General features: G+C 71.7%; 21 protein-coding genes. 15 read left to right on the top strand and 6 right to left on the bottom strand.

The annotated features are described in order from the left end of the window. Window positions 1–222: 222 nt before the first annotated feature. The 10 genes from gyrA to ychF all read left to right on the top strand — a co-directional run bounded on the left by gyrA (window position 223) and on the right by ychF (window position 10395). On the top strand, window positions 223–2940 hold the full coding sequence (gyrA, locus tag AMOR_RS12575; protein ID WP_318653866.1) for a DNA gyrase subunit A: 2718 nt from the start codon (window positions 223–225) through the stop codon (window positions 2938–2940). Beyond that, entirely contained in the window at window positions 2937–3788 is an 852-nt protein-coding gene (locus AMOR_RS12570) for a tetratricopeptide repeat protein (RefSeq protein ID WP_404800956.1), read from the top strand. The genes gyrA and AMOR_RS12570 overlap by 4 nt, the downstream gene beginning before the upstream one ends. A 105-nt stretch (window positions 3789–3893) precedes the next feature. Beyond that, a complete protein-coding gene (gene hemL, locus AMOR_RS12565) occupies window positions 3894–5186 on the top strand; it encodes a glutamate-1-semialdehyde 2,1-aminomutase (RefSeq protein WP_248361563.1) in 1293 nt (430 codons plus the stop codon). A gap of 7 nt (window positions 5187–5193) precedes the next feature. Continuing rightward, complete coding sequence (locus AMOR_RS12560; RefSeq protein WP_248361561.1) at window positions 5194–6339, top strand: aminotransferase class V-fold PLP-dependent enzyme; 1146 nt, start codon at window positions 5194–5196, stop codon at window positions 6337–6339. 162 nt (window positions 6340–6501) lie between these two features. Next, a complete protein-coding gene (locus tag AMOR_RS12555; RefSeq protein ID WP_248361559.1) occupies window positions 6502–6768 on the top strand; it encodes an AtpZ/AtpI family protein in 267 nt (88 codons plus the stop codon). Further along, window positions 6765–7133 (top strand): hypothetical protein, encoded by a 369-nt coding sequence (locus AMOR_RS12550; RefSeq protein WP_248361557.1) that lies wholly within the window; start codon window positions 6765–6767, stop codon window positions 7131–7133. Before AMOR_RS12555 ends, AMOR_RS12550 begins: the two co-directional genes overlap by 4 nt. Beyond that, the gene (locus tag AMOR_RS12545; protein ID WP_248361555.1) at window positions 7130–8257 is read left to right on the top strand and encodes a F0F1 ATP synthase subunit A; all 1128 of its coding nucleotides are present in this window, start codon (window positions 7130–7132) and stop codon (window positions 8255–8257) included. The genes AMOR_RS12550 and AMOR_RS12545 overlap by 4 nt, the downstream gene beginning before the upstream one ends. Window positions 8258–8331: 74 nt before the next feature. Then, entirely contained in the window at window positions 8332–8562 is a 231-nt protein-coding gene (gene atpE / locus AMOR_RS12540; RefSeq protein ID WP_248361553.1) for an ATP synthase F0 subunit C, read from the top strand. A 90-nt stretch (window positions 8563–8652) separates the two neighbouring features. Then, window positions 8653–9192 (top strand): F0F1 ATP synthase subunit B, encoded by a 540-nt coding sequence (gene atpF / locus AMOR_RS12535; protein ID WP_248361551.1) that lies wholly within the window; start codon window positions 8653–8655, stop codon window positions 9190–9192. Between the two features lie 90 nt (window positions 9193–9282). Continuing rightward, window positions 9283–10395, top strand: a complete 1113-nt coding sequence (gene ychF / locus AMOR_RS12530; protein ID WP_248361549.1) for a redox-regulated ATPase YchF — start codon at window positions 9283–9285, stop codon at window positions 10393–10395. A gap of 215 nt (window positions 10396–10610) precedes the next feature. On the opposite strand, the gene AMOR_RS12525 is transcribed toward ychF, so the two are convergent. The 6 genes from AMOR_RS12525 to mfd all read right to left on the bottom strand — a co-directional run bounded on the left by AMOR_RS12525 (window position 10611) and on the right by mfd (window position 20598). After that, on the bottom strand, window positions 10611–11843 hold the full coding sequence (locus AMOR_RS12525) for an alpha/beta hydrolase (RefSeq protein ID WP_248361547.1): 1233 nt from the start codon (window positions 11841–11843) through the stop codon (window positions 10611–10613). A gap of 602 nt (window positions 11844–12445) precedes the next feature. Then, window positions 12446–13513 carry a 4-hydroxythreonine-4-phosphate dehydrogenase PdxA gene (gene pdxA, locus AMOR_RS12520; protein WP_248361545.1) on the bottom strand — a complete coding sequence of 356 codons (1068 nt, stop codon included), beginning with the start codon at window positions 13511–13513 and terminating at the stop codon, window positions 12446–12448. Between the two features lie 152 nt (window positions 13514–13665). Beyond that, window positions 13666–14670 (bottom strand): peptidylprolyl isomerase, encoded by a 1005-nt coding sequence (locus tag AMOR_RS12515; RefSeq protein ID WP_248361543.1) that lies wholly within the window; start codon window positions 14668–14670, stop codon window positions 13666–13668. After that, window positions 14667–15614: a peptidylprolyl isomerase gene (locus tag AMOR_RS12510; protein WP_248361541.1), complete on the bottom strand. Its 948-nt coding sequence runs from the start codon at window positions 15612–15614 to the stop codon at window positions 14667–14669. The genes AMOR_RS12515 and AMOR_RS12510 overlap by 4 nt, the downstream gene beginning before the upstream one ends. A gap of 3 nt (window positions 15615–15617) precedes the next feature. After that, on the bottom strand, window positions 15618–16643 hold the full coding sequence (locus AMOR_RS12505) for a peptidylprolyl isomerase (protein WP_248361539.1): 1026 nt from the start codon (window positions 16641–16643) through the stop codon (window positions 15618–15620). Window positions 16644–16938: 295 nt separating this feature from the next. Further along, window positions 16939–20598, bottom strand: a complete 3660-nt coding sequence (gene mfd / locus AMOR_RS12500; RefSeq protein ID WP_248361537.1) for a transcription-repair coupling factor — start codon at window positions 20596–20598, stop codon at window positions 16939–16941. A 408-nt stretch (window positions 20599–21006) separates the two neighbouring features. Between mfd and AMOR_RS12495 the strand changes: the two genes are divergently transcribed. From AMOR_RS12495 to dnaJ, 5 genes are all read left to right on the top strand, one after another. Next, on the top strand, window positions 21007–21699 hold the full coding sequence (locus AMOR_RS12495; protein WP_248361535.1) for a tetratricopeptide repeat protein: 693 nt from the start codon (window positions 21007–21009) through the stop codon (window positions 21697–21699). Between the two features lie 16 nt (window positions 21700–21715). Continuing rightward, window positions 21716–22786: a heat-inducible transcriptional repressor HrcA gene (gene hrcA, locus AMOR_RS12490; RefSeq protein WP_248361533.1), complete on the top strand. Its 1071-nt coding sequence runs from the start codon at window positions 21716–21718 to the stop codon at window positions 22784–22786. A 146-nt stretch (window positions 22787–22932) separates the two neighbouring features. Continuing rightward, a complete protein-coding gene (locus AMOR_RS12485; protein WP_248361531.1) occupies window positions 22933–23649 on the top strand; it encodes a nucleotide exchange factor GrpE in 717 nt (238 codons plus the stop codon). Between the two features lie 34 nt (window positions 23650–23683). After that, window positions 23684–25507, top strand: coding sequence for a molecular chaperone DnaK (gene dnaK / locus AMOR_RS12480; protein WP_248361529.1), 1824 nt, complete (start codon window positions 23684–23686; stop codon window positions 25505–25507). 128 nt (window positions 25508–25635) lie between these two features. Next, complete coding sequence (dnaJ, locus tag AMOR_RS12475) at window positions 25636–26772, top strand: molecular chaperone DnaJ (RefSeq protein WP_449658179.1); 1137 nt, start codon at window positions 25636–25638, stop codon at window positions 26770–26772. Window positions 26773–26815 lie beyond the last annotated feature (43 nt).

The raw sequence follows: 26815 nt of genomic DNA, 5'->3' as shown, positions 1-26815 counted from the left end.
CCCCGTCGTCTTTTCCGGGTCCGGGACGGGGCGGCGCCGCCCGCCGCCGGGGCGGACGCTGGCGACGCAACGTGAAAGCGGCGGGCGCGCGGAGCGGGGCCGGGAAACGCGGGGCGTCAGCGTGCAAACACGTTGAAACCAAAGGGAGAAACGGCTAAAAACAACCCCTCGCGCAGGCCCGCTCGTCCAGGCCGTCCCCGCGAGCTCCCACGCGAGATCCCGATGGCCGAAGAGACCACGCCCCCGCCGCCGCCAGACGATGCCGCGCCGCCGCCGCCCGGCGGCGACGGCCACCGCGCGCAGGTCAACATCGAGTACGAGATGCGCAAGTCGTATCTCGACTACTCGATGTCGGTCATCATCGGCCGCGCGCTCCCCGACGTGCGCGACGGCCTGAAGCCCGTGCACCGGCGCGTGCTCTACGCGATGCACACGGAGGGGCTGCACCACAACAAGCGTTACTCGAAGTGCGCCGGCGTCGTCGGCGAGGTGCTGAAGAAGTACCACCCGCACGGCGACGCCTCGGTCTACGACGCGCTCGTCCGCCTCGCCCAGGAGTGGAACCTCCGCTACCCGCTCATCGACGGGCAGGGCAACTTCGGCTCGGTCGACGGCGACCCCGCCGCCGCGTACCGGTACACGGAGTGCCGCCTCGAGCGGCTCGCCGACTTCCTCCTCGCCGACATCGACAAGGAGACCGTCGACTGGGGCCCGAACTTCGACGACTCGACGCTCGAGCCGAAGGTCCTGCCCACCCGCTTCCCGAACCTGCTCGTGAACGGGTCCGCCGGCATCGCCGTCGGCATGGCGACCAACATCCCGCCGCACAACATGGGCGAGGTGATCGACGCGGTCTGCCACCTCATCGACAACCCGAAGGTCACCATCCCCGAGCTGATGCGCTTCATCCCGGGGCCGGACTTCCCGACCTCCGGCATCATCCTCGGCCGCGACGGGATCCGCTCCGCCTACGAGAAGGGGCGCGGCACGATCCAGGTCCGCGCCCGGACGTCGATCGAGGTCCACCCGAAGACCGAGCGCGAGGCGATCGTCGTCACCGAGATCCCCTACCAGGTGAACAAGGCGAAGCTCGTCGAGCACATCGCCGAGCTCGTGCGGGAGAAGAAGGTCGAGGGGATCAGCGACCTGCGCGACGAGTCCTCCCGCGAGGGGATGCGGATCGTCATCGAGCTGAAGCGCGATGCGGTCGCGCAGGTGGTGCTCAACAACCTGTACGCGCACACGCAGATGCAGACCGGCTTCGGCGTGACGCTCCTCGCCATCGACGGCGGGCAGCCGCGGATCCTCACGCTGAAGGAGATGCTCGAGCGCTTCCTCGCGCACCGGCGCGACGTGGTGACCCGGCGGACGCGCTACGAGCTCCGCAAGGCGCGGGAGCGCGAGCACATCCTCCTCGGGCTCCAGATCGCGCTCGATCACATCGACGAGATCATCGAGCTCATCAAGAAGGCGAAGGACCGCGACATCGCGCGCGACGGCCTCATGACGCGGTTCGCGCTCTCCGAGATCCAGGCGAAGGCGATCCTGGAGATGCAGCTCCAGCGCCTCACCGGCCTCGAGCGGCAGAAGATCCTGGACGAGCTCGCCGAGGTGCAGAAGCTCATCACCCGCCTCAAGGAGATCCTCGCGTCCGAGAAGGTCCTCATGGACGTGATCGTCGGCGAGCTGAAGGAGGTCCGGCAGCTCTTCGCCGACGAGCGCCGCACGGAGATCCAGGGCGAGTCCGACGACCTCTCCACCGAGGACCTCATCGCCGAGGAGGAGATGGTGGTCACCGTCTCGCACCTCGGCTACGTGAAGCGGAACCCCGTGTCGCTCTACCGCGCCCAGAAGCGTGGCGGTCGCGGCCGGACCGGGGCCGCCACGCGCGACGAGGACTTCCTCGAGAGCCTCTTCGTCGCGTCGACGCACAGCTACCTGCTCGTCTTCTCCGACAAGGGGAAGGTGTACTGGCTCAAGGTGCACGAGGTCCCGCAGGCGGGCCGGACCGCCAAGGGGAAGCCGATCGTGAACCTCGTCCAGCTCGCGCCCGGCGAGAAGGTCGCGGCGATCCTGCCGGTGCGCCGGCTCCCCGAGCCGCCCTCGTCCTCGGACGACGGCGCCGAGGCGACCGACGGCGAGGAGAAGGCGGAGGCGGCGCCGGGGACGGACGCGTTCGTCTTCATGGTGACGCGCAAGGGCATCATCAAGCGGACGCGCCTCGACCAGTTCGCGCGCCCGCGCGGCGCCGGGATCATCGCCCTCGGGATCGAGGAGGGCGACGAGCTCATCGCCGCCCGGATCACCGACGGGACCAGCCACATCCTCCTCTCCACCGCGCAGGGCATGGCGATCCGGTTCGAGGAGTCGGACGTCCGAGTGATGGGGCGGACCGCCTACGGCGTGAAGGGCGTCACCCTCGAGGCGGGCGACGCGGTCGTCGCCGGCGAGGCCATCGCGCTCCCGAAGGAGGGCGAGGCGGCGCCGACCATCCTCACCGTCACGCAGAACGGCTACGGCAAGCGCACCGAGCTCGCCGAGTACCGGGTGCAGACCCGCGGCGGGAAGGGGATCATCACCATCAAGACCACCGAGCGGAACGGGCCGGTGGTCGCCGCGGCGACGGTCACCGACGCCGAGGAGGTGATGCTCATCACCAACAAGGGCATGCTGATCCGCATGCCGGCGAAGGGGATCAGCGTCATCGGCCGGAACACGCAGGGCGTCCGGCTCATCACGGTGGAGTCGAAGGACGAGCAGGTCGTCGGCGTCGCCCGGGTGGCGGAGACCACCGCGGAGGCGGAGGCGGCCGGCGTGCGCGAGGCGCCGGAGGGCGCCGCGCCCGTCGAGACCGCGCCGGAGGACGGCGAGCAGGCCGAGACCGCGCCGGAGGACGGCAGCGAGGGCGACGGAGGCGAGGGGCCGGAGGAGCAGGGTTGATCCGTCTCTCCCGCCGCGCGCGCGGGGCCGGGGTCGCGCTCGGCCTCGCGCTCGCCCTCGGCCTCGTCGCGTGCAGCTCGAGCGAGGGTCGGCTCGAGGCCGCGAACGCGCTCCGTCACAAGGGCGAGAAGAAGGACGCGCTCGAGGGGTACAAGGCGCTCCTCGCCGATCTGGGCGAGGGGCCGCTCGCGGGCACCGACGCGGCCGTCCGCTGGAAGGCGCTCCGGTACGCGGGCGACGTCTCGTACCTCGAGCTCGGCGACTACTCCGGCGCGATGGCCTACTACCGCCGCCTCGTCTCGCTCTACCCCGGCACGAAGGAGGCGCACGAGGCGCGGGTGATCATCGGCGAGATCCTCCGCGATCGCTTCAACGACCGGCTCGGCGCCATCGCGCAGTGGGCGGACGTCGCGCAGTCCGACGCGCCGGACGCGCCGAAGTACCAGCTCGAGATCGCCCGCGCGTACCTCGAGCTGCACCGGTACGACCAGGTGCGGGCGGAGGCGCGGAGGCTGCGGGAGCGGTGGCCGAACCACGAGCTCGCCGACGAGGCGCAGCTCCTCATCGGCCAGGCGCTCGCCCTGGACAAGCGCGACGACGAGGCGCTCGGCGCGCTCCAGGCGCTGCTCGAGCGCCGGCCGCGGCCCGACGTCGCGGCGCGCGCCTTCGAGGCGGAGGCCCACATCTGCGCGCAGCGCGGCGAGCTCGACCGCGCCCTCGAGCTATACGCGCAGGCCCTCCCGACCCACCCGAACCCGGACTCCGTGCGGACCGCCATCGAGGCGGTCCGCGACCGCCGCGAGCGGGCGAAGATCGCGCGGCCCGGCCGCACCGATGCGTTCAAATGACGAAGATCCCGTTCGCCCCGAGCCTGTCGAAGGGCCCGGCGCTCGCGCTCGTGGTTCGACAGGCTCACCACGAGTGGCAGCCGCGATGAGCAGAGGAGAGACGAGATGAAGACCGAACTGTCCGAGAAGCTGTTCGCGAAGGCGAAGGACCTCTTTCCCGGCGGCGTGAACAGCCCCGTGCGCGCGTTCAAGGGCGTGGGCGGCACGCCCCGCTTCATCGCGCGCGGGAAGGGCAGCCACATCTTCGACGTCGACGGGAACGACTACGTCGACTACGTGCTCTCCTGGGGCCCGCTCATCGTCGGCCACTGTCACCACGAGGTGATGCGCGAGGTGCAGGACGCGATGAAGGACGGCTCGTCGTTCGGCGCGCCGTCGCCGCGCGAGATCCAGCTCGCCGAGCTCGTCCGCGAGCGTATGCCCTGGGTGGAGAAGATGCGGTTCTGCTCGTCGGGCACCGAGGCGACCACCGCCGCGATCCGTGTCGCCCGTGGGTTCACCGGTCGCGACGACATCCTCAAGTTCGACGGCTGCTACCACGGCGCGGGAGATCCGCTCCTCGTGAAGGCCGGCTCCGGCGTCGAGACGCTCGGCCTGCCGGACTCGCCCGGCGTGCCGGCGGACCTCGCCCGCCACACCCTCACCCTCCCGTTCAACGACCTCGCCGCGGTGGAGAAGCTCTTCGCCGAGCGCGGCGGAAAGATCGCGGCGATCATCGTCGAGCCGATCGTCGGGAACATGGGCGTGCTCGTCCCGAGGGCGGGCTACCTCGAGGGGCTCCTCGCCACGTGCCGCAAGCACGGCGCGCTCCTCATCATCGACGAGGTGATGACCGGCTTCCGCGTCTCCTCGGGCGGCGCGTGCGGCCTCTACGGGATCCGGCCGGACCTCGTGACGTTCGGGAAGGTGATCGGCGCGGGGCTCCCGGTGGGCGCGTTCGGCGGCCGCGCCGACGTGATGGACCGGGTCGCGCCGGCCGGGCCCATCTACCAGGCGGGCACGCTGTCCGGGAACCCGATGGCGATGGCGGCCGGCTTCTCCTCGCTCCGGCTCATGACGCCCGCCGCCTACGAGAAGCTCGAGCGGACCTCGGCGGCGCTCGCCGAGGGGCTCGCCAGGGCCGCCGCCGCGGAGAAGGTGCCGGTGCAGGTGAACCGGGTCGGCTCGATGCTCACGGTGTTCTTCTCCGAGAAGCCGGTCTTCGACGCGGCGAGCGCCCGCGCGTGCAACACGAAGCGGTTCGCGGCCTGGTACCACGCGCTCCTCGAGGGCGGCGTCTACTTCCCGCCGTCGCAGTTCGAGGCCGCGTTCCTCTCGACCGCCCACACGGACACCGACGTGGAGCACACGCTCGCGGCGGCGCGGACCGCGTTCGCCGCGGCAGCGAAGGTGGCGTAACCCTCCCGTGAGCGCGTCCCCCTTCGCCGACCGCTTCGCGCCGTCCGAGGGGATCGCCTACCTCGACGCCGCGAGCCAGGGGCCCATCCCCCTCGCGGCGTCGCGGGCCGGCCGGGACGCGCTCCGGCTCAAGGAGCAGCCGTGGCGGATCACGAGCGCCACCTACGTCTCGGCGGTCGCCGAGGCGCGCGCGCTCGCCGCGCGGCTGCTCGGGGCGCGCGAGGAGGCCGTCGCGCTCGTCACCGGGGCCGGCCAGATCGTGAACGTCGCCGCGCGCGGGCTCGATCTCGGCGAGGGCGACGAGGTCCTGCTCGCCCGGCACGAGTTCCCGTCGAACGACTTCCCCTGGCGCTGGCTCGCCCGGCGCGGTGTGCGGATCCGGGTGGCGGAGCCGGATCACCCGGTCGGCGCGGTGTCGCCGGAGCGCCTCGCCGCCGAGGTCGGGCCGCGGACGAGGGTGGTCGCGTTCGCGCACGTCTCCTTCCTGCACGGCGGGCGCATCGATCCCGGCCCGGTGGTCGAGGCGGCGCGGAGGGTCGGCGCGCTCACCGTCGTGGACGGCTCGCAGGCGGCGGGTGCCCTGCCCTTCGACTTCGGGGCGTCCGGGATCGACGTCTACGCGGCGAGCGGCTACAAGTTCCTGCTCGGTCCGTACGGCACCGGGCTCGGGCTCTTCTCGCCGCTCGCGCTCGACCGGCTCCACGTCGGCGACGTGAACTGGTGGTCGGTCGTCGGCGCCGAGGACTTCAACCACCTCCCCGCCGGGATCGAGCTCCGGCCCGGGGCGCAGCGCTACGACGCCCACGAGACCGCCGCGTTCTTCAACCTGCTCCCGCTCGCCGAGTCCCTCCGGTTCCTGCTCGAGGTGACGCCGGCGGCCGTGTCGGCGCACGCCCGCGCTCTCGGCGACCGCCTCCTCGCCCGGCTGCCGGCAGGGTGGGAGGCCGCGTCGCCGCTCGAGCCGGGCGCGCGCTCCCACATCCTCTGCGTGCGCGCCGCCACCCCGGCGCTCACCGCCGCGGCCCACGACGCGCTCCGGGAGGCGAAGGTCGCGACCGCGCTCCGGGGAGACCGGATCCGCGTCTCTCCGCACCTTTACAGCTCAGCCGAGGACGTCGACCGGCTCGTCGCTGCGCTCCCGGCGCGAAGGTGACCGGCGCGGCTCGGCCGGGGGTGTAGGGCATTGACGTCACAGAGCGCGCCTGCTATACGGGCGTGCCTTTCTTCTCGTCTCAAGCCCCGGAAACCCGGACCGAATTGGGCAGGATGGTCATCCGGGCGCAGGGCCGAAGGCGAGAGCAGGCGGAGGTGGTTCTTGGGTCCGAGCGATCGAGAGCGCCGGACACGGGACGACGAGCAGGGCCTCTCGAACCTTGCGATCGGATACCGCAAGGCGGCGCCGTATCTCGGAGCGGCCTACACGCTGGTCGCCTCCATCGTCGTCTTCGCCGGCGCCGGGTACTGGCTGGACAAGAAGATGGGCAACAAGACGCCCTGGTTCACGCTGGTGGGCGCCCTGGCCGGCATCACCGGTGGGTTGATCAGCTTCCTGAGGCTGGCCCTCAGGATGGGGAAAAAGTGAAGCACCAGACGGTCGCCGCCCTCACCGCCCTCGCCTTCGTCGCGATCGCCCTGCTCACGGGCGCGCACCGGCGCGGCGCGGTCATCGGCGCGACGATCTCGGGGCTCACCGGCGTCGGCTCGATCTTCGCGATGGGCCGGTTCGCGCGCGGCGGCGGCAAGGTCGTCCAGCGCGCCCTCGCGGTGATGGCGATCGCCTTCCTCCTCCGGATCCTCCTCGTCGGCCTCGGGACCTTCGCGGTCGTCCACGCGGGCGAGAGCGTCGTCGGCTTCGTCGCCGCCTTCTTCATCCCTTACTTCGTCTTCAGCGCCATCGAGGGCGCGTACGTCAACACCCTCAGCCGAGGAACGGGTCCGACCGCATGACCGCCGCCACGCTCGTCACGCTCGCCTTGAGCCTCACCCTCTCGCAGCACGAGGGCCACGCGACCCCGGCCGCCGGCCAGGAGGCCGCGCCCGCCGCGGAGCATTCCGCCGCCGCGCCGCAGCACGACGCCGAGGCCGCCGCCGGCGCCCCCCAGGAGCACGGGGCCGAGGCGCACGCCGCGGCCGGCGAGGGCGAGCACGCCGGCGCCGCCGAGCACGACGAGAGCATCGGCGCGGTGATGCTCCACCACGTCTCGGACAACTACGTCCTCGAGTACCCCGGCGTCTGCCACGGCGGCTTCCGGTGGAACTGCGAGGTCGACATGCGCGAGGTCTTCGGCGACAAGCTGAAGTTCGGCGCGCTCGACATGACGCCGACGAAGCACGTCGTGATGATGTGGATCGCCTCGCTGCTCCTCCTCGTCGTGGTGCTCGCGGCGGTCCGGAAGAAGAGCGTCGTCCCGCGCGGCCTCTACAACTTCATCGAGGTCCTGGTCGCGTTCGTCCGGAACGAGATCGCCGTGAAGAACATCGGCGAGAAGGACGCGGACCGCTTCACGCCGTACCTCGTCACCGCCTTCTTCTTCATCCTCTTCCTGAACCTCTTCGGCCTCCTGCCGTTCGCCGCCACCGCCACCGCGAACATCTCGGTGACGGTCATGATGGCGATCTTCACCTGGGTCATCACCCAGTACGCGCAGATCAAGGCCCAGGGGATCGGCGGCTACTTCGCCCACCTGACCGGCGGCGTGCCGAAGTCGCTCTTCCCGCTCTGGTTCATCATGATCCCGGTCGAGTTCCTCGGCCTGTTCACGAAGCCCTTCGCCCTCACCGTGCGACTCTTCGCGAACATGGTGGCCGGGCACTTCGTCATCCTCGCCCTCCTCGGCCTCATCTTCGTGATCTCGCCGTGGGTGGCATTCGGCGCGGTGCCGATGGCGCTCTCGATCTTCATGCTCGAGCTCTTCGTCGCCTTCGTGCAGGCGTACATCTTCACCATGCTCTCGTCCCTCTTCATCGGCTCGGTCGTCGCCACCCACGGCCACGAGGAGCACGGGCACGAGGGGCACGAGGAGCACCAGCACGGTTCTCACGTGGCCGGGGCGTCCCCGGGCCATGGGTAGTCGAGCGCAGCACGCGCCCCGGGAACTCGCGGCCCGGCCAATCCCGCACCCGCTGAACGATCAGGAGTAGTGAAATGACCTCGACCGCTCTCGCCTTCCTCTCCGCCGGCTTCGGCGCCGGCCTCGCCGTCCTCGGCGCCGGCCTCGGCATCGGCAAGCTCGCCGCCGCCGCGATGGAGGGCTCCGCCCGCCAGCCGACCGCCGCCGGCGACATCCGCACCTCGATGATCATCGCCGCCGCCCTCATCGAGGGCGCGACGCTCTTCGCGATCGTCGTGTGCCTCCTCCTCGGCCTCAAGGCGTAGCTTCATCCCGGATCGCCCCCGCTTCCTCGGTTGGGAGCGGGGGCACCCCGGGCCTGCCTCACCTGAACCGCTAGAGACGGAGCTCTTCGAATGGCCTCGTTCGCGACCGTGATGCCGGTCTTCGCCGCCGGCGGGATCACCTCCATCAACCCCGGCCTCACGCTCTGGACGGGAATCACCTTCCTGCTCCTCCTCCTGGTCCTGGCGAAGTTCGCCTGGGGCCCGATCGTGAAGCAGCTCGCCGATCGCGAGCGCTCCATCCGCGAGGCGATCGACTCGGCCAAGAAGGAGCGGGCCGAGGCCGAGAAGCTCATGCTCGCGCAGAAGGACGCCCTCGCCCAGGCGCAGCGCGAGGCGGCGGAGCTCGCCCGCCGGAACCAGGCGGAGGTGGAGACGCTCCGGCAGGAGCTCACCGCCCGGGCCCGCAAGGAGGCGGACGATCTCGTCGCCGACGCGCGCCGGCAGATCACCGAGGAGATCTCGAAGGCGAGGGCCGAGCTCAAGGCTCAGGTCGTCGACCTCGCCATCGACGCCGCGGCCCGCCTCGTGAAGGCGAACCTCGACGAGAAGTCGCAGCGCGCGCTGGTCGAGGAGTACATCGCGCAGCTCCCCACGAACCGCGCCGCCTAGGGCGGCCGGTCCACCGGCAAGAGCGCGCTCCGGCTGGCCCCGCGGCCGCCGGAGCGCTTTCGTTTTTCGCGGGTTATCCAGGAACGCGTCATGGGTCTCTCCATCGGCATCGTCGGGCTCCCCAACGTGGGGAAGTCCACCCTCTTCAACGCGCTCCTCGGCGCCGCGCAGGCGGCGGCGGCGAACTATCCGTTCTGCACGATCGAGCCGAACGTAGGCGTGGTGCCCGTGCCGGACGCCCGGCTCGAGGCGCTCGCCGCGCTCTTCAAGCCGAAGAAGAAGACGCCGACCACCCTCGAGTTCGTGGACATCGCCGGCCTCGTCGCCGGCGCCTCGAAGGGCGAGGGGCTCGGGAACCAGTTCCTCGCGAACATCCGCGAGGTCGACGCGATCGCCCACGTCCTCCGCTGCTTCGAGGACCCGGACGTCGTGCACGTCGCGGGGAAGGTCGACCCGAGGGGCGACCGCGACGTGGTCGAGACCGAGCTCATGCTGAAGGACCTCGACTCCGTCGAGAAGAAGCGCGACCGCTCGCTCAAGAACTCGAAGGCGGCGGGGAAGCCCGGCGAGCAGGCGAAGCACGAGGTGGTCGTCCTCGACAAGGTGAAGGCGGGGCTCGAAGCGGGCACGCCGGTGCGGATGCAGAAGCTCTCCGACGAGGAGAAGGCCGTCGTCCGGGACCTGTTCCTCCTCACCTCGAAGCCGGTCCTCTACATCGCGAACGTGGACGAGTCGCAGCTCGGCAAGGAGTCCTCCGACCCGAGCATCCTCGCGGTGAAGGCGCTCGCCGAGGCGGAGGGCGCGCCGATGGTGGAGATCTCCGGGAAGGTCGAGTCGGAGCTCGTCGCGCTCGCGGAGAGCGAGCGGGAGGAGTACCTGAAGTCCCTCGGGCTCGAGGAGCCCGGCCTCGACCGGCTCGTGCACGCCGGTTACCGGCTGCTCGGGCTCATCACCTTCCTCACCGCCGGCGAGGACGAGTGCCGCGCCTGGACGGTCCGGAAGGGCTCGACCGCGCCGCAGGCGGCGGGCGTCATTCACACCGACTTCGAGAAGGGCTTCATCAAGGCCGAGGTGATCCGGATCGAGGATCTCCTCGAGCTCAGGACCGAGGCGGCCTGCCGGGAGAAGGGCAAGCTCCGGATCGAGGGCAAGGAGTACGTCGTCCAGGACGGCGACGTGATGCACTTCCGGTTCAATGTCTGACGGGGGCTGCGCCCCCGCCCCGCCGGCAAGGCCGTCGGGGCCCCACCCCTGCTACGCGGGGCCCGTGACCTCGCGCGGCCCGCTTCGCGGGCTGCGCGCGAGGTCCCCGCGCGGAGGGGTTCCACCCCTCCTCCACCCGGCTTGCCGCTGGCCGGCCGCGGACGCGGGCGTACCCCCGCGATCCGCATCGCGTGACCGGTGGCGGTACGTCGCGCTCACCTTCGACCGCTCGCTTCCGGCGGATACAGGAAGGCGAGGACGTCTGCGACCGTGGCGCGCCAGTGGCCCCACGAGTGCCCGTCGTGCACCTCACGGTAGCTGACCTCCGCCCCGCTCTCCTCGAACGCGTGGCGGAGCGCGCGCGCGTCTCGCAGGAACTGCTCCTCGTACGTCCCGACGTCGATGGCGACCCTGCATCCCGGCCTCTTCGCGCCGGCGATCGCGGCCGGTAGCCAGGCCTGCGGCCCGAGGCTCGGACTCTGGATCCCGGCGAGCGGGAAGCGGTCCGGGTACCGGTACGTCATGAACGCGGCGAGGAACCCGCCGAGCGACGTGCCGAGGATTCCGCGGCGCGCCGGGTCGATGCGGAGCCGCGCCTCGACGATGGGGGCGAGCTCGTCGACGAGGAACGTGCAGAACCGGCAGGCCTCGATCGGGGTCCCGGGCGCTCGCGCGTTCGGGACGAGCTCCTCGTCACGGCGATTCCTCGCGTGGGCTGCGTCCCACGGATCGACGAACACGACCACCACCGGCGCGATGCGCCCCTCCGCGACGAGGTTGTCGAGCGCGGTGGAGAGGCCGCCCATGGCCTCGTGCCAGTAGTCCGAGCCGTCGGTGACGTACAGGATGGGCAGCACCGCGCCGGCGGTACGGGCGGGGACGTAGACGCGGACGTTCACGGAGTATCCGAGGCTCTTGCTGTGGATCGCCTCCGCGGGCGGGAAGGCGCCGCGCGGCACGCCCGGCCTCCAGACTGCGTGCGCCGGCGGCTTCCACCCCGGCATCCGGAGCTCGGAGTTGGGGCCGTACCCGCCGAGCTGCTGGAACGGATTCAGCGGATCGACGCGCCACGTCTCGCGGGTCTCGACGATCTTGTAGTCGAGGCGGGCGTCCCGGTCGAAGGTCCGGCGGAACGTCCAGATCTCGCTCGCGCCGATCTTTCGTCCCCGAGCGCTCGGCGCGGAGCTCCAGCCCGTGAAGTCGCCGCGCCACTCGACCCGGTCCGCGTTGCTCCGGTGGAAGAAGATGGCGGTGTCGCCGAAGACGAGGGGCATGCGGCCGCAGGCGCGAACGCGCGCCCAGAACGGCTCGACGGGGCCGCCGCGCTCCAGCTGAGCGACGGCAACGTCGAGCGCGGCGAGCGAAGGAAAGCACGCCGGAGCCGAGGATCGAGCGGGCGCGGCGGCCAGGACGGTCGCCACGATCGCGAGCGAGAGGGGCGTGATCAAGCGCGACCTTCCGGGGCGACGGGGATGCGCTGCACTGCGACCGTGGCACGCGCGCTCGACCCCGGCAACGCACCGGGCGGGGGTGTCGCAGCAGCGCGGGGACCGGACCGATCCCCGGGGCAGTCGTTCATGCGGCCCGGGGGTCGCCCCTCGATCGTGGAGGGGCGTCCTGCGAGCGTCCTACCTACAGCACCTTCGCGGTCCCGAGCTCGCACTCAGACGTCACTCGAGGACCCGCTCCGCGACATGAGCAGCACGCATGAATCCGCGTGGGGGAGAGGGAAGACGTCAGGATGAGCTTGGGCTCGCGGCCGGGAGCGGCGCAGGCACGAGCGGGCGACTCGTCACCGGTACGACGCGGGAGCGCCGACGCGTCAGGCGCGGTTCACGGATCGTCGAGCCACAGGAGTCGGCTCTCGGGCCACGTCGCCGGCGTCCAGCCTGGGTCCACCGCCGAGTTGCCACGGGAGCCACAGGGCAAAGCCCTCGGGTTCGCGTTCAGGATTCCGCAGAGCCCGACCAGCTGCCACATCGAGAGCGCGCCGTAGCGGCGCCAGGCTCGCGCGTATCGCTGCGCCCCGGCGCTCCGTCGGTAGGCGCGATCACCGCCGCGCGGTACGCCCCGCCCGGACGCCCGCGATCCGCGCCGCGAGCCTGAGCGCCGCGATCATCGACGCCGCGCTCGCGACGTTCTCTCCCGCGATGTCGTACGCGACGCCGTGATCCGGGCTCGTCCGCACGATGGGGAGCCCGAGCGTCACGTTCACCGCCGGATCGCCGCCCACCGCGTCGAGGAGCTTCACCGGGATGAGGCCCTGGTCGTGGTAGAGCGCGACCACCGCGTCGAACTCGCCGAGCGCTGCGCGGAAGAAGATCGAGTCCGCCGGGAACGGGCCGGCCGCCGGGGCGCCGGCGCGGGCCGCCGCCGCGAGCGCGGGCCGGAGCAGCCGGTCCTCCTCGTCGCCGAACTGGCCCTCCTCGCCGGCGTGCGGGTTCAAGGCCGCGAGGGCGAGGCGGGGGCGCGCGAGGCCGAGGTCGTCCTTGAGCGCGCGGTGCGTGATCGCGAGGGTCTCGACGATGCGCGCCTCGGTGATCGCGCGGCGGAGGCCCGCGAACGCCACGTGGTTCGTCACGAGCGCGATCCTGAGCTTCTCGCCGGCGAGCATCATCACCGAGCGGCGGACGCCGCAGCGGGCCTCGAGCCACTCGGTGTGCCCGACGAAGCCCGGGAGGGCGCGGGCGATCTGCGCCTTCGACACCGGCGCGGTGCAGAGCGCGGCGGCGCCGCCGCTCCGGACGCACTCGAACGCCGCCTCGAGGTAGGCGAGCTGGGCGGCGCCCGCCTCGGGGGCCGGCCTCCCGGGGCGGATCGCGCCCTTCGGGAGGCGCGTCACCGCGACCCGCGCGCCGCTGGCGGGCAGGTCCTCGCCGAGGGCGACGAGCGGGAGGTCGAGGTGGCCGAGGTCGCGCTCGAGGACGCGCGCGTCGCCGAAGACGAGCGGCGAGAGCCCGCCCGTGAGCGCGGCGATGGCCTTCGCGGTCACCTCCGGACCGACGCCGGAGGGATCGCCGAGGGAGATCGCGATGCGGGGAGCGGGCGACGTGGCGCGGGCGCGACGGCGCGAGGGCGAGACCGACGGCTTGGCAGGGGTGCGCGAGAAGGTTGGCATCCGGTCGCCCTGAGCGTAGCGGCGCGGCGCGCCGCGGAGTCGAAGGGCGCCCCTCGACTTCGCCTGCCCTGAGCGTAGGCGCGAAGCGCCGGAGCCGAAGGGCTCGGGGCGACTGGGTGAGCTCTGGTGCCGCTGGCTCACCGCGTCCTGCTTCACTGCTTCAGCTCGGGGATCTTCACGTCGATGAGCGCGTCGCGGCGGAGCTCGGCGACGTACTGCTTGCGGTAGCTCTCGCCCTGCTCCTCGAGCAGGCGCGCCCGGATCTCGTCCTTGGCCTCCTCGAAGGTCTTCCCGCCGCCGCGGCGCCGCTCCTCGGCCTTGAGGATGTGGAAGCCGGGGCCGAACCGGACGAGATCCGAGACCTGGCCGGCCTTGAGCGCGAACGCCTTCTCCTCGAGGACGCGGTCGAGGGTGCCGCGGCGGACCCAGCCGAGGTCGCCGCCGTCCTCGGCGGCCGGCCCCTTCGAGACCTGCTTCGCGACCTTCGCGAAGTCCTCGCCGGCCTTGAGGCGCTGCACGATCCGCTGCCCCTCCGCCTGGACCTTCGCGAGGTCGGCGTCGGAGCCGCCCGCGATGGGCAGGAAGATGTGCCGGACGTGGACCTCCTCCTCGCCCTGGAACTCCTGCGGATGTGACTGGTAGTAATTCCGGAGGTCCTCGTCGGAGGCCTTCACCTTGCTGCCCACCTTGTACTGGAGCAGCGCGAAGTTCTGGAGCTGCGCGCGGATCTGGGCGCGGAAGGTCTGCAGGTCGAGCCCCTCCTGCTTGAGCGCCTCCTGGAAGGCGGCCTCGTCGAAGTTGTTCCGCTTCTTGATGTCCTCGAGCTGCGCGTCCACCTGCGCGTCGGTGATCTCGAGGTCGAGGTCCTTGGCCTGCGCCTGGAAGAGCTTGTCCGCGACCACCTGGTCGAAGGCCTTCCGGAGCACCTCGGCGATCGCCTCGTCGCGGGCCTTCCCGGGGGCGAGCTTCGTCGCTTGCTCGTAGGCCGGGCCGGAGCGGCGGATGAGCTCGATGAGGGTCACGACCTCGCCGTTCACGGTCGCGGCGACGCGATCGACGGTGAGGCGGTTCGCGGGACGGGCCGCGGCCGCCGGCGCGGCGGGCGGCTGCGGCGCGGCGGCGAGGGCGAGGAGAGCGAGCGGAAGCGAGAGGGTCACGGGGTCACCGCGGCGAGGGTCTTCTCGTCGATCGTGATCTTGGCGCGCTTGCGGAGCGCGTCCACGTACTCGGCCTGCGCCTGGGTCCGCTTGTCGCGTCCGAGCTTCTCCATGATCACGGGCCGGGCCTGGTCGAGGGTGCGCCGCTGCGCGGGCTTCTTCTCGACGACCTTGAAGACGTGGAAGCCGTAGGGCGAGGGGGTCACGTCGGAGATGGCGTTCAGGGGGAGCGTGAAGCAGACGTCGAAGACCTCGGGGAACCCGGAGCCCTTGCCGATGAAGCCCAGATCGCCGCCGTTCTTGCCTTCCGGCCCGATGGAGGACTTCTTGGCGACCTCGGCGAACGTCTGGGGGTGCATGCGCAGGCGATCCCGGATCTGCTGCGCCTCGTCCTTCGTCGCCACCACGATCTGGAGCACGCGGACCTTCTCGGGCTCCTGGAACTCGGCGGAGTGGTCGGCGTAGTACCGCTCGACCTCGGCGTCGACGACCTGGACCTGCGGGAAGACCTCCTGCTCGAAGAGCCGCTCGAGGGTGAGCTGCTCCTTGAGGCGATTCTTGAGCTCGGCCTGGCTGAGGCGCTCCTGCGCGAGGAGATCCTCGAAGTGGCTGCCGGGGTACTCGGCGCGCAGCCGGAGGAACGCGCGCTCGACCTGGTCCTGGCCGACGACGATGGACCGGGCGCGCGCCTGCTGGAGCAGGAGCGCCCGGTCCACGAGATCGTCGAGGACGCGCTTGCGGAGCACGTCGCCCTGCACCTGCGCCCCACCCTCGGCGCCCGCCTGCGCGTCGCGGAGCTCGCGCGCGAGGGCGTCGGCCGGGATCGGCTCGCCGTTCACCACCGCGACCGTCTTCGGAGGAGGGGCGCCCGGGGCGCTCCCTCCGCCGCACCTTCCGCAGCCACTCGCGAGGGCGGCGGCGAGGATGAGGGGCAGGAGCTTCACGCGCTACTTCGCGGCCGGGGCGGGCGGCGGCTGGGACGGCGCCACCATCGGGCCACCCATGCCGTGACCGGCGGGCATCCCACCGCCCATCATGCCGGGCATGCCGGGCATGCCGGCCGGAGCGGCCGCCACCTCGACGCCCTCGAGCACCTTCTCGTCGACCTGGACGTTCGCCTGGTCGCGGAGCTTCTTCAGGTACTCGTCGAACTCCTTCGTCTTCTTCTCGCGCGTGAGCTTGTTCGCGATCTGGGCCTTCACCTGCTCGAAGGTCCGGTTCATCTCCTCCTGCTGCCCGGTCACCTTCGCGATGTACAGGCCCGCCTTCGTCTCGACGACCGGCGTGGTGTCGCCCGGCTTCGCGGCGAACACGGCGTCCGCGAGCTCCTTGCCGTACGCCTTCTCGAGCTCGTCCTGGCTCTTGAAGTTGAGGTCGCCCGCGGTCGCCTTCGAGGCGGCGTCCTCGGAGAACTCGTTCACGATCTGGGTGAAGGCGAGGGTGTTCTTCTTCTCCTCGACCTTGAGCTTGGCGAGCGCCTTCTTCGCGAGCTCCTTCTTCTTCGCGCGCTCCGGCGTACCCTCCGGCGCGTTGAAGATGACGGCGGCGACGCGGACCTTCTTCGGGCGGAAGTAGTCGGCCTTGTGCTGGTCGTAGTAGGCCTGCAGCTCGGAGTCGGGCAGCTGGGCGCCGGCCGGATCCTGGAAGCTCTTCTGCACGAGCTTCTGGACCATGATCTTCTTCATCGTGAGCTGGACGTCCGGGTCGTTCTGGAGGCCCTGCTTCTCCGCCTCGCGGGCGAGCACCTCGAAGCGGATCAGGCTGTCGAGGAACTCCTTCTTCCGGTCGAGGCTCGAGTAGCGGGCCCGGATGAACGGCGACTGCTCGTCGAGGCGGGCCTTGAACTCGTCCGCGGTGATCGTGATGCCGTTGCCCTTGGCGACCGCGGGACCGGTCTTGCGCGGGCCGCTCTGGGGGTTGCAGGCGGCGATCGCCGACGCGGCGACACCGAGGAGGGCGAAGCGACGCAGCATGGGGGACGTGCTCCTTTGCGAGGGCGTGAGAGACCTGGCGTGCGAACGCGCGGACCGGTGCCCTTGTTCCGCCGAGCGCGGTCCGTCGAACCGTCCGGGCCCGAGAAAAGAGCACGGAATGACCCGGGGATCAAGGACTCGGGCCCCCGCCCGGACTCCCGCCAAGATGCGAGGCCGGCTGGGTTCGGACGCGGTGCGGCGAGGTACCGCAAGCGCCGCTCGCGGTGAGCCGTTCGCGCGGCGAACGGCGTCGTTCCCCCGGGTCCGTCGAAGGGTCCGGGCTACCGGAGGAACGTCACTCCGGGCGCGCGCACCGGGCGAGCTCGGCGAGCACCGTCCGGGCCGCCTGGAGGAGCTCCCGCCCGGACGCCGCCTCCTGCGCCGGGGTGGCCGGCGTCGGCGGCGCGACCTTGGCGACGGGCCGCTTCCCGGCAGTCCCCTTCGCGCCCTTCGCCGGCTTCGCGGCCGGCTTCGGCGGCGGCGCGACGAGCTGCGCCACGAGCTTCATGTCCGGGGTGAGCCGGAACCGGCCCTGCGAACCCTGCACCTGCTTCGCGAGCAGGAAGGGATCGAGCGCGGCGGTCTCGCCGAGCGTGAAGACGAGGCGGCCCGGGCCGGCCTCGAGGGCGCGCATCCGGAGCGCGCGGAGGCGAACCTTCACCGCCATGAGCTCGCAGAGGGCGTCGAGCTCGTCCGGTGGATCGCCGCAGCGGTCGACGATCTCCGCCCGGACCTGATCCAGCTCCTCGTCGGTCCCTGCCTGGGCGAGCCGCTTGTAGAACCAGAGCCGCTGGTGCACGTCCGGCATGTACGGGTCGGGGATGAACGCCGGGACCGGGAGCTGCACGTCCGGGTCGATGTCCTCGCGCGGCGCCTCGCCCTTGAGCTCGCGGACCGCCTCGTCGAGCAGCTCGTTGTAGAGCTCGAACCCGACCGCCTCGATCTGGCCGGACTGGTCCTTGCCGAGGAGGTTCCCGGCGCCGCGGATCTCGAGGTCGTGGCTCGCGATCTTGAAGCCGGCGCCGAGCTCGCTGAAGCGCTGGAGCACCTCGAGCCGCTTCTGCGCGTCCTTCGTCACCGGCCGGCGCGCCGGGACGAGCAGGTACGCGTAGGCGCGCTCGCGGCTCCGGCCGACGCGGCCGCGGATCTGGTAGAGCTGCGCGAGGCCGAAGTGGTCCGCGCGGTTCACGATGATCGTGTTCGCCGCCGGGATGTCGAGGCCGGACTCGATGATCGAGGTCGCGACGAGGACGTCCAGCTCCTTGTTCACGAACCGGCTCATCACCTCCTCGAGCTTCCCCTCGCCCATCTGCCCGTGCGCGACGCCGATGCGCGCCTCCGGGACGAGGTCGTGGAGGAACTTCTCGATGGCGGCGATGGACCGGACGCGGTTGTGGACGAAGTAGACCTGCCCGCCGCGCTTCAGCTCGTTCTCGATCGCCTCCTTCACCGCGCCCGGATCGAACTTCATCACGAAGGTGCGGATCGCCCGGCGGTCCTCGGGAGGGGTCGCGATGATGGAGAGGTCCCGCACGCCCGCGAGGCTCATGTGCAGCGTGCGCGGAATGGGCGTCGCGGTGAGGGTGAGGACGTCGACGAGCTTGCGCAGCTTCTTGAGCCGCTCCTTGTGGGCGACGCCGAACCGCTGCTCCTCGTCCACCACCACGAGCCCGAGGTCCTTGAACGACACGTCCGCGGCGAGGAGCCGGTGCGTGCCGATCACGACGTCGACCCTCCCGGTCGCGGCGTCCTTCAGGATCCCCTTCGACTCCTCCGGCGACTTCATCCGCGAGACGGCGTCGATGCGCACCGGGTAGCCCTTGAAGCGCTCCCGGAAGGTCCGCTCGTGCTGCGACGCGAGGACGGTCGTCGGGACGAGGACCGCGACCTGCTTCTTCGCGAGCACCGCGAGCATCGCCGCCCGCATCGCGACCTCGGTCTTGCCGTACCCGACGTCGCCGCAGACGAGCCGGTCCATGGGCGCGGCCTGGGCCGGGCCGGAGCGGCCCTTGCGCATGTCGCGGAGCACGTCCTCGATCGCCTTCGCCTGGTCGGGCGTCTCCTCCCAGGGGAACTCCGCCTCGAACTCGCGGAACACCTCGTCCGGATCCGGGTACTTGAAGCCGGGGTGGGCGGCGCGCGCCGCGTAGATGTCGAGGAGCTCCGCGGCCATCTTGAGGAGCTGCTCCTTCACCCGCGCCTTGCGGAGCGCGAAGGAGGAGCCGCCGAGCTTGTCGAGGCGGATCGCGTCCGGCGACGCGCCGGTGAACTTCTGGACCTGGCGGAGCTTGGCGACCGGGAGGTAGAGGCGGTCCGCGCCGTCGTAGGCGAGGACGAGGAAGTCGCCCTCGACCCCGCGGATCTGCATCTTGGTGAGGCCCTGGTAGCGCGCGATCCCGTGCTCGACGTGGACGACCAGGTCGCCCTCGTTGAGGTCGCGGAACGCGGCGGAGAAGGCGTTCTCGTCGGCCGCCCTCCGCGCCTTCTTCCGCACCCTCCGGCCGAAGATCTCCTCGTCCGACAGGAGCGCGAGGCCGGCCTCGACGTCCACGAAGCCGGCCGAGATCTCGCCCCCGAACACGTGGGCGTGCACGGCGGCCTCGTAGATCTCCTTCGGGTCGCCGAGGGCGCCCACGTGCACGCGCGAGTGCTGGCGCCGGTCGTCGAGCAGGCGCCGGAGCCGCTCGGAGGCCGACGCCGAGCCGCACGCCACCACCGCGGCGATGCCGCGCCGGCGCCAGTCCTCGAGGCGCCGGGTGAGCGGCGCGAGCGCGCCCTCGTCGCCGTGCGCCGCCTCGATCTCTCCGCGGAGCCCGGAGGTCTCGCCGAGCTCGAAGCGGATCGGCTCCCCCGTGCCGAGCCACACCCGGTGGCGCCGCACCGTCGGGCGCTCCGCTGCGCGGGCGAGCGCCTCGTCGGCCCCGAGGAAGTGCGCGTCCGGCGGCAGCACCAGCTCCTCCCGGCGGAGCGCGCCCTCGTGCTCGCGGGCGAGCTCCTCCGCGAGGTCGCGGAGGGCCTCCTCGACGCCCGACGCGTCGTCCAGGTACACGGCGGTCTGGGCCGGGAGGTACTCGAACAGCGTCCCGAGGCCGCCCGGGTGGAAGCCCGGGAGGAGCGCCTCCATCCCGAAGAACGGCGTCCCGGCGTCGATGGCGTCGAGCACCTCGCGGACGCGCGAGGTCGGGCGGTTCACCCGCTCCGCCGCGTCGCGCACCGTCGCCTTCGCGGCCTCCCGCCCCTCGTCGGAGAAGAGCGCCTCGCGGGCCGGGCAGAGCAGCACCTCGGCGACGTCGCCCTCGCTCCGCTGCGTCTGCGGGTCGAAGGCGCGGCAGCTCTCGATCTCGTCGCCGAAGAACTCGAGCCGTACCGGCCGGTCGTCCGCCGGCGTCCAGAGGTCGACGATCCCGCCGCGCACCGCGAACGTGCCCGGGTCCTCGACGAGCGGGGTGCGGGTGAAGCCGAGGAGGACGAGCTTCCGCGCGAGCGCCTCCCGCTCGATCTCGATGCCCTTCCCGAGCAGGTCCGAGCCCGCCTCGAAGATCCGCCGGGGGACGAGGCGCCGCGCGAGCCCGCGGGCGGAGACCACGACCGCCTTGGCCGCCTCCGGCGCGAGGTGCAGCCGCGCGAGGGCCGCGAGCCGCTCCATCTCCACGCCGCGATCGGGCGAGAGGTCGTCGTACGGCAGCACCGCGTCCGCCGGGACGCGGAGGACCGCCCCCGCGCCGAGGAAGAAGGAGAGGTCCCTCGCGAGCGCCTCGGCCTCCTCCTCGTCGACCGCGACGGCGAGGACCATCCGCGCGCGGTCCGGACCCGGCGCGAGGAGGTCCCGCGCGAGGAGCGCGCGCGAGGCGCCGACGAGCCCGGTCACGTCGGCCCGGCGCTGCTCCTCGAGCGCGCGGCGCACGCGCGCCCGCGGGGAGGTCAGGGTGGTGGTCTTCTCTGCGGTGGTGTCCATCGGCAAGGCGAAGGGCGGCATCTTAGGGGCGGTCCGTCCCACGCGCCACGCGAGATGAAGGGACGCGCCCCGAACCCGAACCGCGCCTCCGTGCCCGTGGCCCGTGGGCCCTGGCCCGATCCCTTGCCGATCCGGTGAACGAGAGACGGACGCCGGGCCGCGATCGACCTTCGCCGCGCCCGCGCCTCCGACGTCGTCAGGACACCGCGACACCCTCGAGGGGAGCCTCGGTGGACTTCGGAGGCGCGCCCGCGCCGATCCTCGTCGCGCCCGGCGTCCGCGGATAATGTAATTTCCGGAAGCGACGCGCGCCTGCGGGACGCTTCGCTTCCTTGATCGGTCGAGGGGTAGTCACTAGACTCGCCCAGCCCCCTGGGTAGCTGCCGAGGGGACCCCGTGCGGTATCGGATGCCACGCCCTGCCCACCTCGCCGCGCTCGCCGCGGTCGCCCTCGCCGCCTGCGGCGGCGCGGATCCGCGCGTCGCGGACGAGGCGGTGCCGCTCGTGGCGACGCTGTCGGCGACCGCGACCCCCGGTGCCCAGAAGCTCCTCGCCGGAGACCGGGCGGGTGCGCGCGGCGCGTTCGAGTCTGCGCTCGGCGCGAACCCGGACGACCTCGGCGCCCTCAACGACCTCGCCGTCTCGTACTTCCTCGAGGGACACGCCGAGGCGGCGCGCCGGCTCCTCGACGAGGTGGTCGCGGCCGGGACGCCCCGCGCGCAGCAGGCGGCCCTCGTGAACCTCGGCGAGCTGTACGCGCTCGAGGGCTACCTCACCGCGGCGCAGGCGTACCTCGAGACCGCGCGGGGGATCGACCCGTCGCGGCCCGAGCCCTGGTACGCGCTCGCGCTCCTCGCCGACGCGCGCGGCGACGCGACCGCGGCGAGGGAAGCGGTCCGCGAGGCGCTCCGGCTCGACGATGGCGCTGCGGCCCGGGCCGGCTTTGCTTACCTCTATGCAGAAGAGCGTGCGCACCTCGAGGCCCTGATCGCCGAGCAGGCGGGCGACCGGGCCGCCGCGGCCACGCGCTGGCGCGAGGTCGGCCAGGGCCGCTTCGGAACCCTCTCCCAGGCGGCCGAGAGGCACCTCGGCGCGGACTGAAGTAGGGTGGACGTCGATGCCGCTGCCCTCGGGCGAGCTCGACCGGCGTGAACGCGAGATCCTCCGCGCGCTGGTCCAGGATTACATCCACACCGGCGAGCCCGTGGCGAGCCAGCCGCTGCTCGCGCGGCACGAGCTCGACTGCTCCCCGGCGACGATCCGGAGCGTGATGTCGGACCTCGAGGCGCTCGGGTTCCTCGAGAAGCCGCACGCGTCCTCCGGCCGGATCCCCACGTCGAAGGGGTACCGGCTCTACGTCGATGCGCTCCTCAAGGTGCGCCCGCCCTCGCTCGCGGACCGGGACCGCATCGAGCGGCTCGCGCAAGGGAGCTCCGATGTCGCGTCCCTGCTCGAGGGCACCGCCGACCTGCTCCACTCGCTCTCGCACCACGCCGGCGTGGTGACGACGCCCCGGCCGAAGGCCGATCCCGTCCGGCAGCTCGAGTTCGTGCGGCTCCGCGAGAACCGGGTCCTGGCCGTGTTCGTGTCGGAGGCCGGGATCGTCACGAACAAGCTCGTCCAGCTCGAGTTCCCGATGGAGGTCTCCGAGCTCGAGCGCGCAGCGAACTACCTCACCGAGAAGCTCGTCCGCGCCGCCGCCGCGGAGCAGGACCTCTCGCAGCTCCGCGACGGGATCCTCGCCGAGATGCGGGCGGACCAGAGCGCGCTGCAGGACCTTCTCCAGAAGGCGCTCGCGCTCGCCGAGCAGACCTTCTCCGCGGCGCCCACCGCCGGGAAGGTCCTCGTGGACGGCGAGGACAGCTTCCTCGACGCGCCGGAGTTCGCGAACGTCCAGAAGGCGCGGGCGCTCCTCCGCGCGTTCGCCGAGAAGGACCGGATCCTGCGGGTGCTGGATCGCGTCCTCACCGCGCAGGAGGTCCAGATCTTCATCGGCGCGGAGAGCGAGTTCGCCGCGGTGCCGGACGTCTCGATGGTCGCGGCACCCTACGGCCTCGGTGATCACGTCCTCGGCACCCTCGCGGTGGTGGGCCCGACGCGCATGAACTACGCGCGGGTGATCCCGCTCGTGGACCTGACCGCTCGCCAGCTCTCCCGGGCGCTGTCGGCGCTCTCCGACGGCGGCTGACACCCGACCACAGCGGGTCGCGCGGAGCGGGTGGCACCGCTTGTTCGCGGCCTTTGCCGTGTGCCATGATGTGCGCCCGGTGCGATCGCACCACCCGTCGCTCCTCCTCCAGGGGGCGCACCTCCGCTAGAGCGAGCACGACCGCGATGGCCGACAGCCACGAGAAGGGCGCATTTCAGGCCGACATCCCCGCGAACGCGGTGGAGGAGGCGCTCCGTTCCGTGGAGCGCGCGACGCGCGGCGAGGGCCCGCCCGCCGGAGGCGTGCCGGTCGAGGTGGAAGGGGCCGTCGCCGACCCGGGCGCGCTCGCGGAGCAGGTGACCCGCCTCGAGGCGCAGCTCGAGCTCTCGCAGGCGAAGTCGCGCGAGACGATGGACCGCCTGAAGGACACGCACGAGCGCTACCTCCGCGCCGCGGCCGACCTCGAGAACTACCGGAAGCGGGCGCTGAAGGAGAAGGAGGAGGTCCAGAAGTTCGGGGTCGAGAAGCTCCTCAAGGACCTCCTGCCGGTGGTGGACGGTCTCGACCGCGCGCTCGTCGCGGCGGCGTCGGACGATCCGCTCCGGAAGGGAGTCGAGCTCGTGCGCGCGAGCTTCGAGCAGGTCCTCTCGCGCCACGGCGTGAAGGCCTTCTCGGCGATGGGCGAGGTCTTCGATCCGGCGCGGCACGAGGCGCTCCTGCAGGTGCCGACCGCGGACGAGGCGCCCGGTACGGTCGTCCTCGAGCACGCGCGGGGCTTCACGCTGAACGACCGGCTGGTCCGGCCGGCGATGGTCGGGGTGGCCGTTGCGCCGCCGCCGGCGGGGGCCGGGCCGTCCGTCGCGGCAGACGGCTCCGGCGATGGAGGGGCGGGGGCGCCGTAACGTAGGCGCTCGCCGGGCTTCCGAGGAAGACGAGATGAGCAAGGTCATCGGCATCGATCTCGGGACGACGAACAGCTGCGTCGCGGTGATGGAGGGCGGCGAGTCCGTCGTGATCCCGAACAGCGAGGGATCGCGCACCACGCCGTCGATGGTGGCGTTCACCGACGGCGGCGAGCGGCTCGTCGGCCAGATCGCGAAGCGCCAGGCGATCACGAACCCCGAGTCGACGATCTACGTGGTGAAGCGGCTCATCGGCCGCAAGTTCGAGGACGCCGAGGTGAAGCGGTCGGTGGGCCTCGTGCCGTACCGGATCGTCTCGGCGGGGAACGCCGACGCCTGGGTGGAGATCTCGGCGAAGAAGTACTCGCCGTCCGAGGTCTCCGCGATGATCCTCGCGAAGATGAAGCAGACGGCGGAGGACTACCTCGGCGAGCCCGTCACCGAGGCGATCGTCACCTGCCCCGCCTACTTCAACGACGCGCAGCGCCAGGCCACCAAGGACGCGGGCCGCATCGCCGGACTGAACGTGCTCCGCATCATCAACGAGCCGACCGCGGCGGCCCTCGCCTACGGCATCGACAAGCAGCAGGCCGGGAAGAGCGAGAAGGTCGCGGTGTACGACCTCGGCGGCGGCACCTTCGACATCACGATCCTCGAGCTGAACCAGGGCGTGTTCGAGGTGAAGGCGACGAACGGCGACACGTTCCTCGGCGGCGAGGACTTCGATCAGCGGATCATCGACTGGCTCGCGAAGCGCTTCCTGGAGCAGACCCGGATCGACCTGAAGCGCGACCGGATGGCGCTCCAGCGCCTCAAGGAGGCGGCGGAGCGCGCGAAGCACGAGCTCTCCTCCGCGGGCGAGACCGAGGTGAACCTCCCCTTCATCACCGCCGACGCCTCCGGCCCCAAGCACCTCGCGGAGACCATCGACCGCGCCACGCTCGAGGAGCTGGTCGGCGACCTCATCGAGAAGACCATCGGCCCGTGCAAGACCGCGCTCAAGGACGCCGGGCTCGCGGTCCACCAGCTCGACACGGTGATCCTGGTCGGCGGCATGACGCGCATGCCGAAGGTGCAGGAGGTGGTGAAGCGGTTCTTCGGGAGGGAGCCGCACAAGGGCGTGAACCCCGACGAGGTGGTCGCGGTCGGCGCGGCGATCCAGGGCGGCGTCCTCAAGGGCGAGGTGAAGGACGTCCTCCTCCTCGACGTGACCCCGCTCTCGCTCGGCGTCGAGACCGCCGGCGGCGTGTTCACGAAGATCATCGACAAGAACACCACCGTCCCCTGCAAGAAGTCGCAGGTCTTCTCCACCGCCGTCGACAACCAGCCCCTCGTGTCCGTGCACGTCCTCCAGGGCGAGCGCGAGATGGCCCCCGACAACAAGACGCTCGGCCGGTTCGAGCTCGTCGGGATCCCGCCGGCGCCGCGCGGCGTCCCGCAGATCGAGGTCACCTTCGACATCGACGCGAACGGGATCGTCCACGTCTCCGCGAAGGACCTCGGCACCGGCAAGGTCCAGCAGATCCGGATCACCGCGTCGTCCGGGCTCTCCGAGGACGAGATCCAGCGGATGATCCGCGACGCCGACACGCACAAGGCCGACGACAAGGTGAAGAAGGAGCTCGCGGATCTGAAGAACAACGCCGAAGGGCTCATCTACACGACCGAGAAGAGCCTCGAGGAGTACTCGAGCGCGCTCAAGCCCGAGGACCTCCAGGAGATCCACGCCGATCTCGAGGCGCTGAAGGCGGTCCTGCCGGGCGCCGACCTCGCCGCGATCAAGGAGGCGCTCGCCCGGCTCGAGGGCTCCGCCTACCGGATCGCGGACGCGATCTACGCCCAGCAGGGGACGACCTGATCGAGGGCGGCTCGCGAGGGGCCGCTCGCGGATCGCCCTCTTCGGCGCACTCCTTCCGTCCGCGCTGAATTGTCAGCCGGCGCTCGTGCGTTATATTCCGCACGGACCAAGAGCGGACGGACGCCTAAATGCCCGGGAGCACGGTGGAAAAGCGAGATTACTACGAGGTCCTGGGCGTCGCGCGCGACGCGGATGCGCAGGTCATCAAGAGCGCCTACCGCAAGCTCGCCCATCAGTACCACCCGGACAAGAACCACGGCGCCAAGGACGCGGAGGACAAGTTCAAGGAGGCGTCCGAGGCGTACGCGGTCCTCTCCGATCCCGAGAAGCGAGCCAAGTACGACCGCTTCGGCCATCAGAACGGTGGCGGCTTCGAGGACTTCGGGTTCGCCGGCGGCGCCTCGATCAACGACATCTTCGGCGACATCTTCGGCGAGATGTTCGGCGGGGGCGCGCGGCGCGGCCGGGCCCGCACCCGCGGCTCCGACCTCCGCTACCACCACGAGCTCTCGTTCGAGGAGGCCGCCTTCGGCGCGACCGCGCGGATCACCATCCCGCGCTCCAAGCTCTGCGAGACCTGCCGCGGCTCGGGCGCGAAGCCCGGCACCGGGCCGCGCACCTGCCCGACCTGCCACGGTCAGGGCGAGATCCGGCTGACGCAGGGCTTCTTCTCCATCGCGCGGACCTGCCACCACTGCGGCGGCTCCGGGCAGGTCGTCGTCGACAAGTGCCCCACCTGCGCCGGCCAGGGCTCGACGCGGGACCGCGCGACGTTCGAGGTGAAGATCCCGCCCGGCGTGGACACCGGGACCGCGGTGAAGATCGAGGGCGGCGGCGAGGCCCCGCCCGTCCCGAACGGCAGCCCCGGCGATCTCTACGTCGTCATCCAGGTGCGCGATCACCCGATCTTCAGCCGCGAGGGCACCGAGGTCCTCTGCGAGATGCCGATCTCGTTCGCGCAGGCGGCGCTGGGCGGCCAGATCGACGTCCCGACCCTCGACGGCCCCGACACGCTCAAGATCCCGTCGGGGACGCAGACCGGGAAGGTCTTCCGGATGAAGGCGCGCGGCATCCCGTCGCTCGGCGGCGGTGGACGCGGGGATCAGCACGTGCGCGTCGTGGTCGAGACCCCGACCCACCTGACGAAGGAGCAGAAGGAGCTGCTCGAGCGCTTCGCGGCGCTCTCCGGCGAGGAGACCCACCCGCGGGCGCGCTCCTTCTGGGAGAAGGTCGGGGATCTGCTCCGGGAGAAGACGAAGGCGTAGGCCACGCCTGGGCCACGGGTTCCGGTTGGCGATGGTTGACCGT

It is taken from the genome of Anaeromyxobacter oryzae, from assembly GCF_023169945.1.
Classification (GTDB): domain Bacteria; phylum Myxococcota; class Myxococcia; order Myxococcales; family Anaeromyxobacteraceae; genus Anaeromyxobacter; species Anaeromyxobacter oryzae.
The sequence above is the reverse complement of the archived record's forward strand: the minus strand, read 5'-3'. Positions and strand labels throughout refer to the sequence as shown.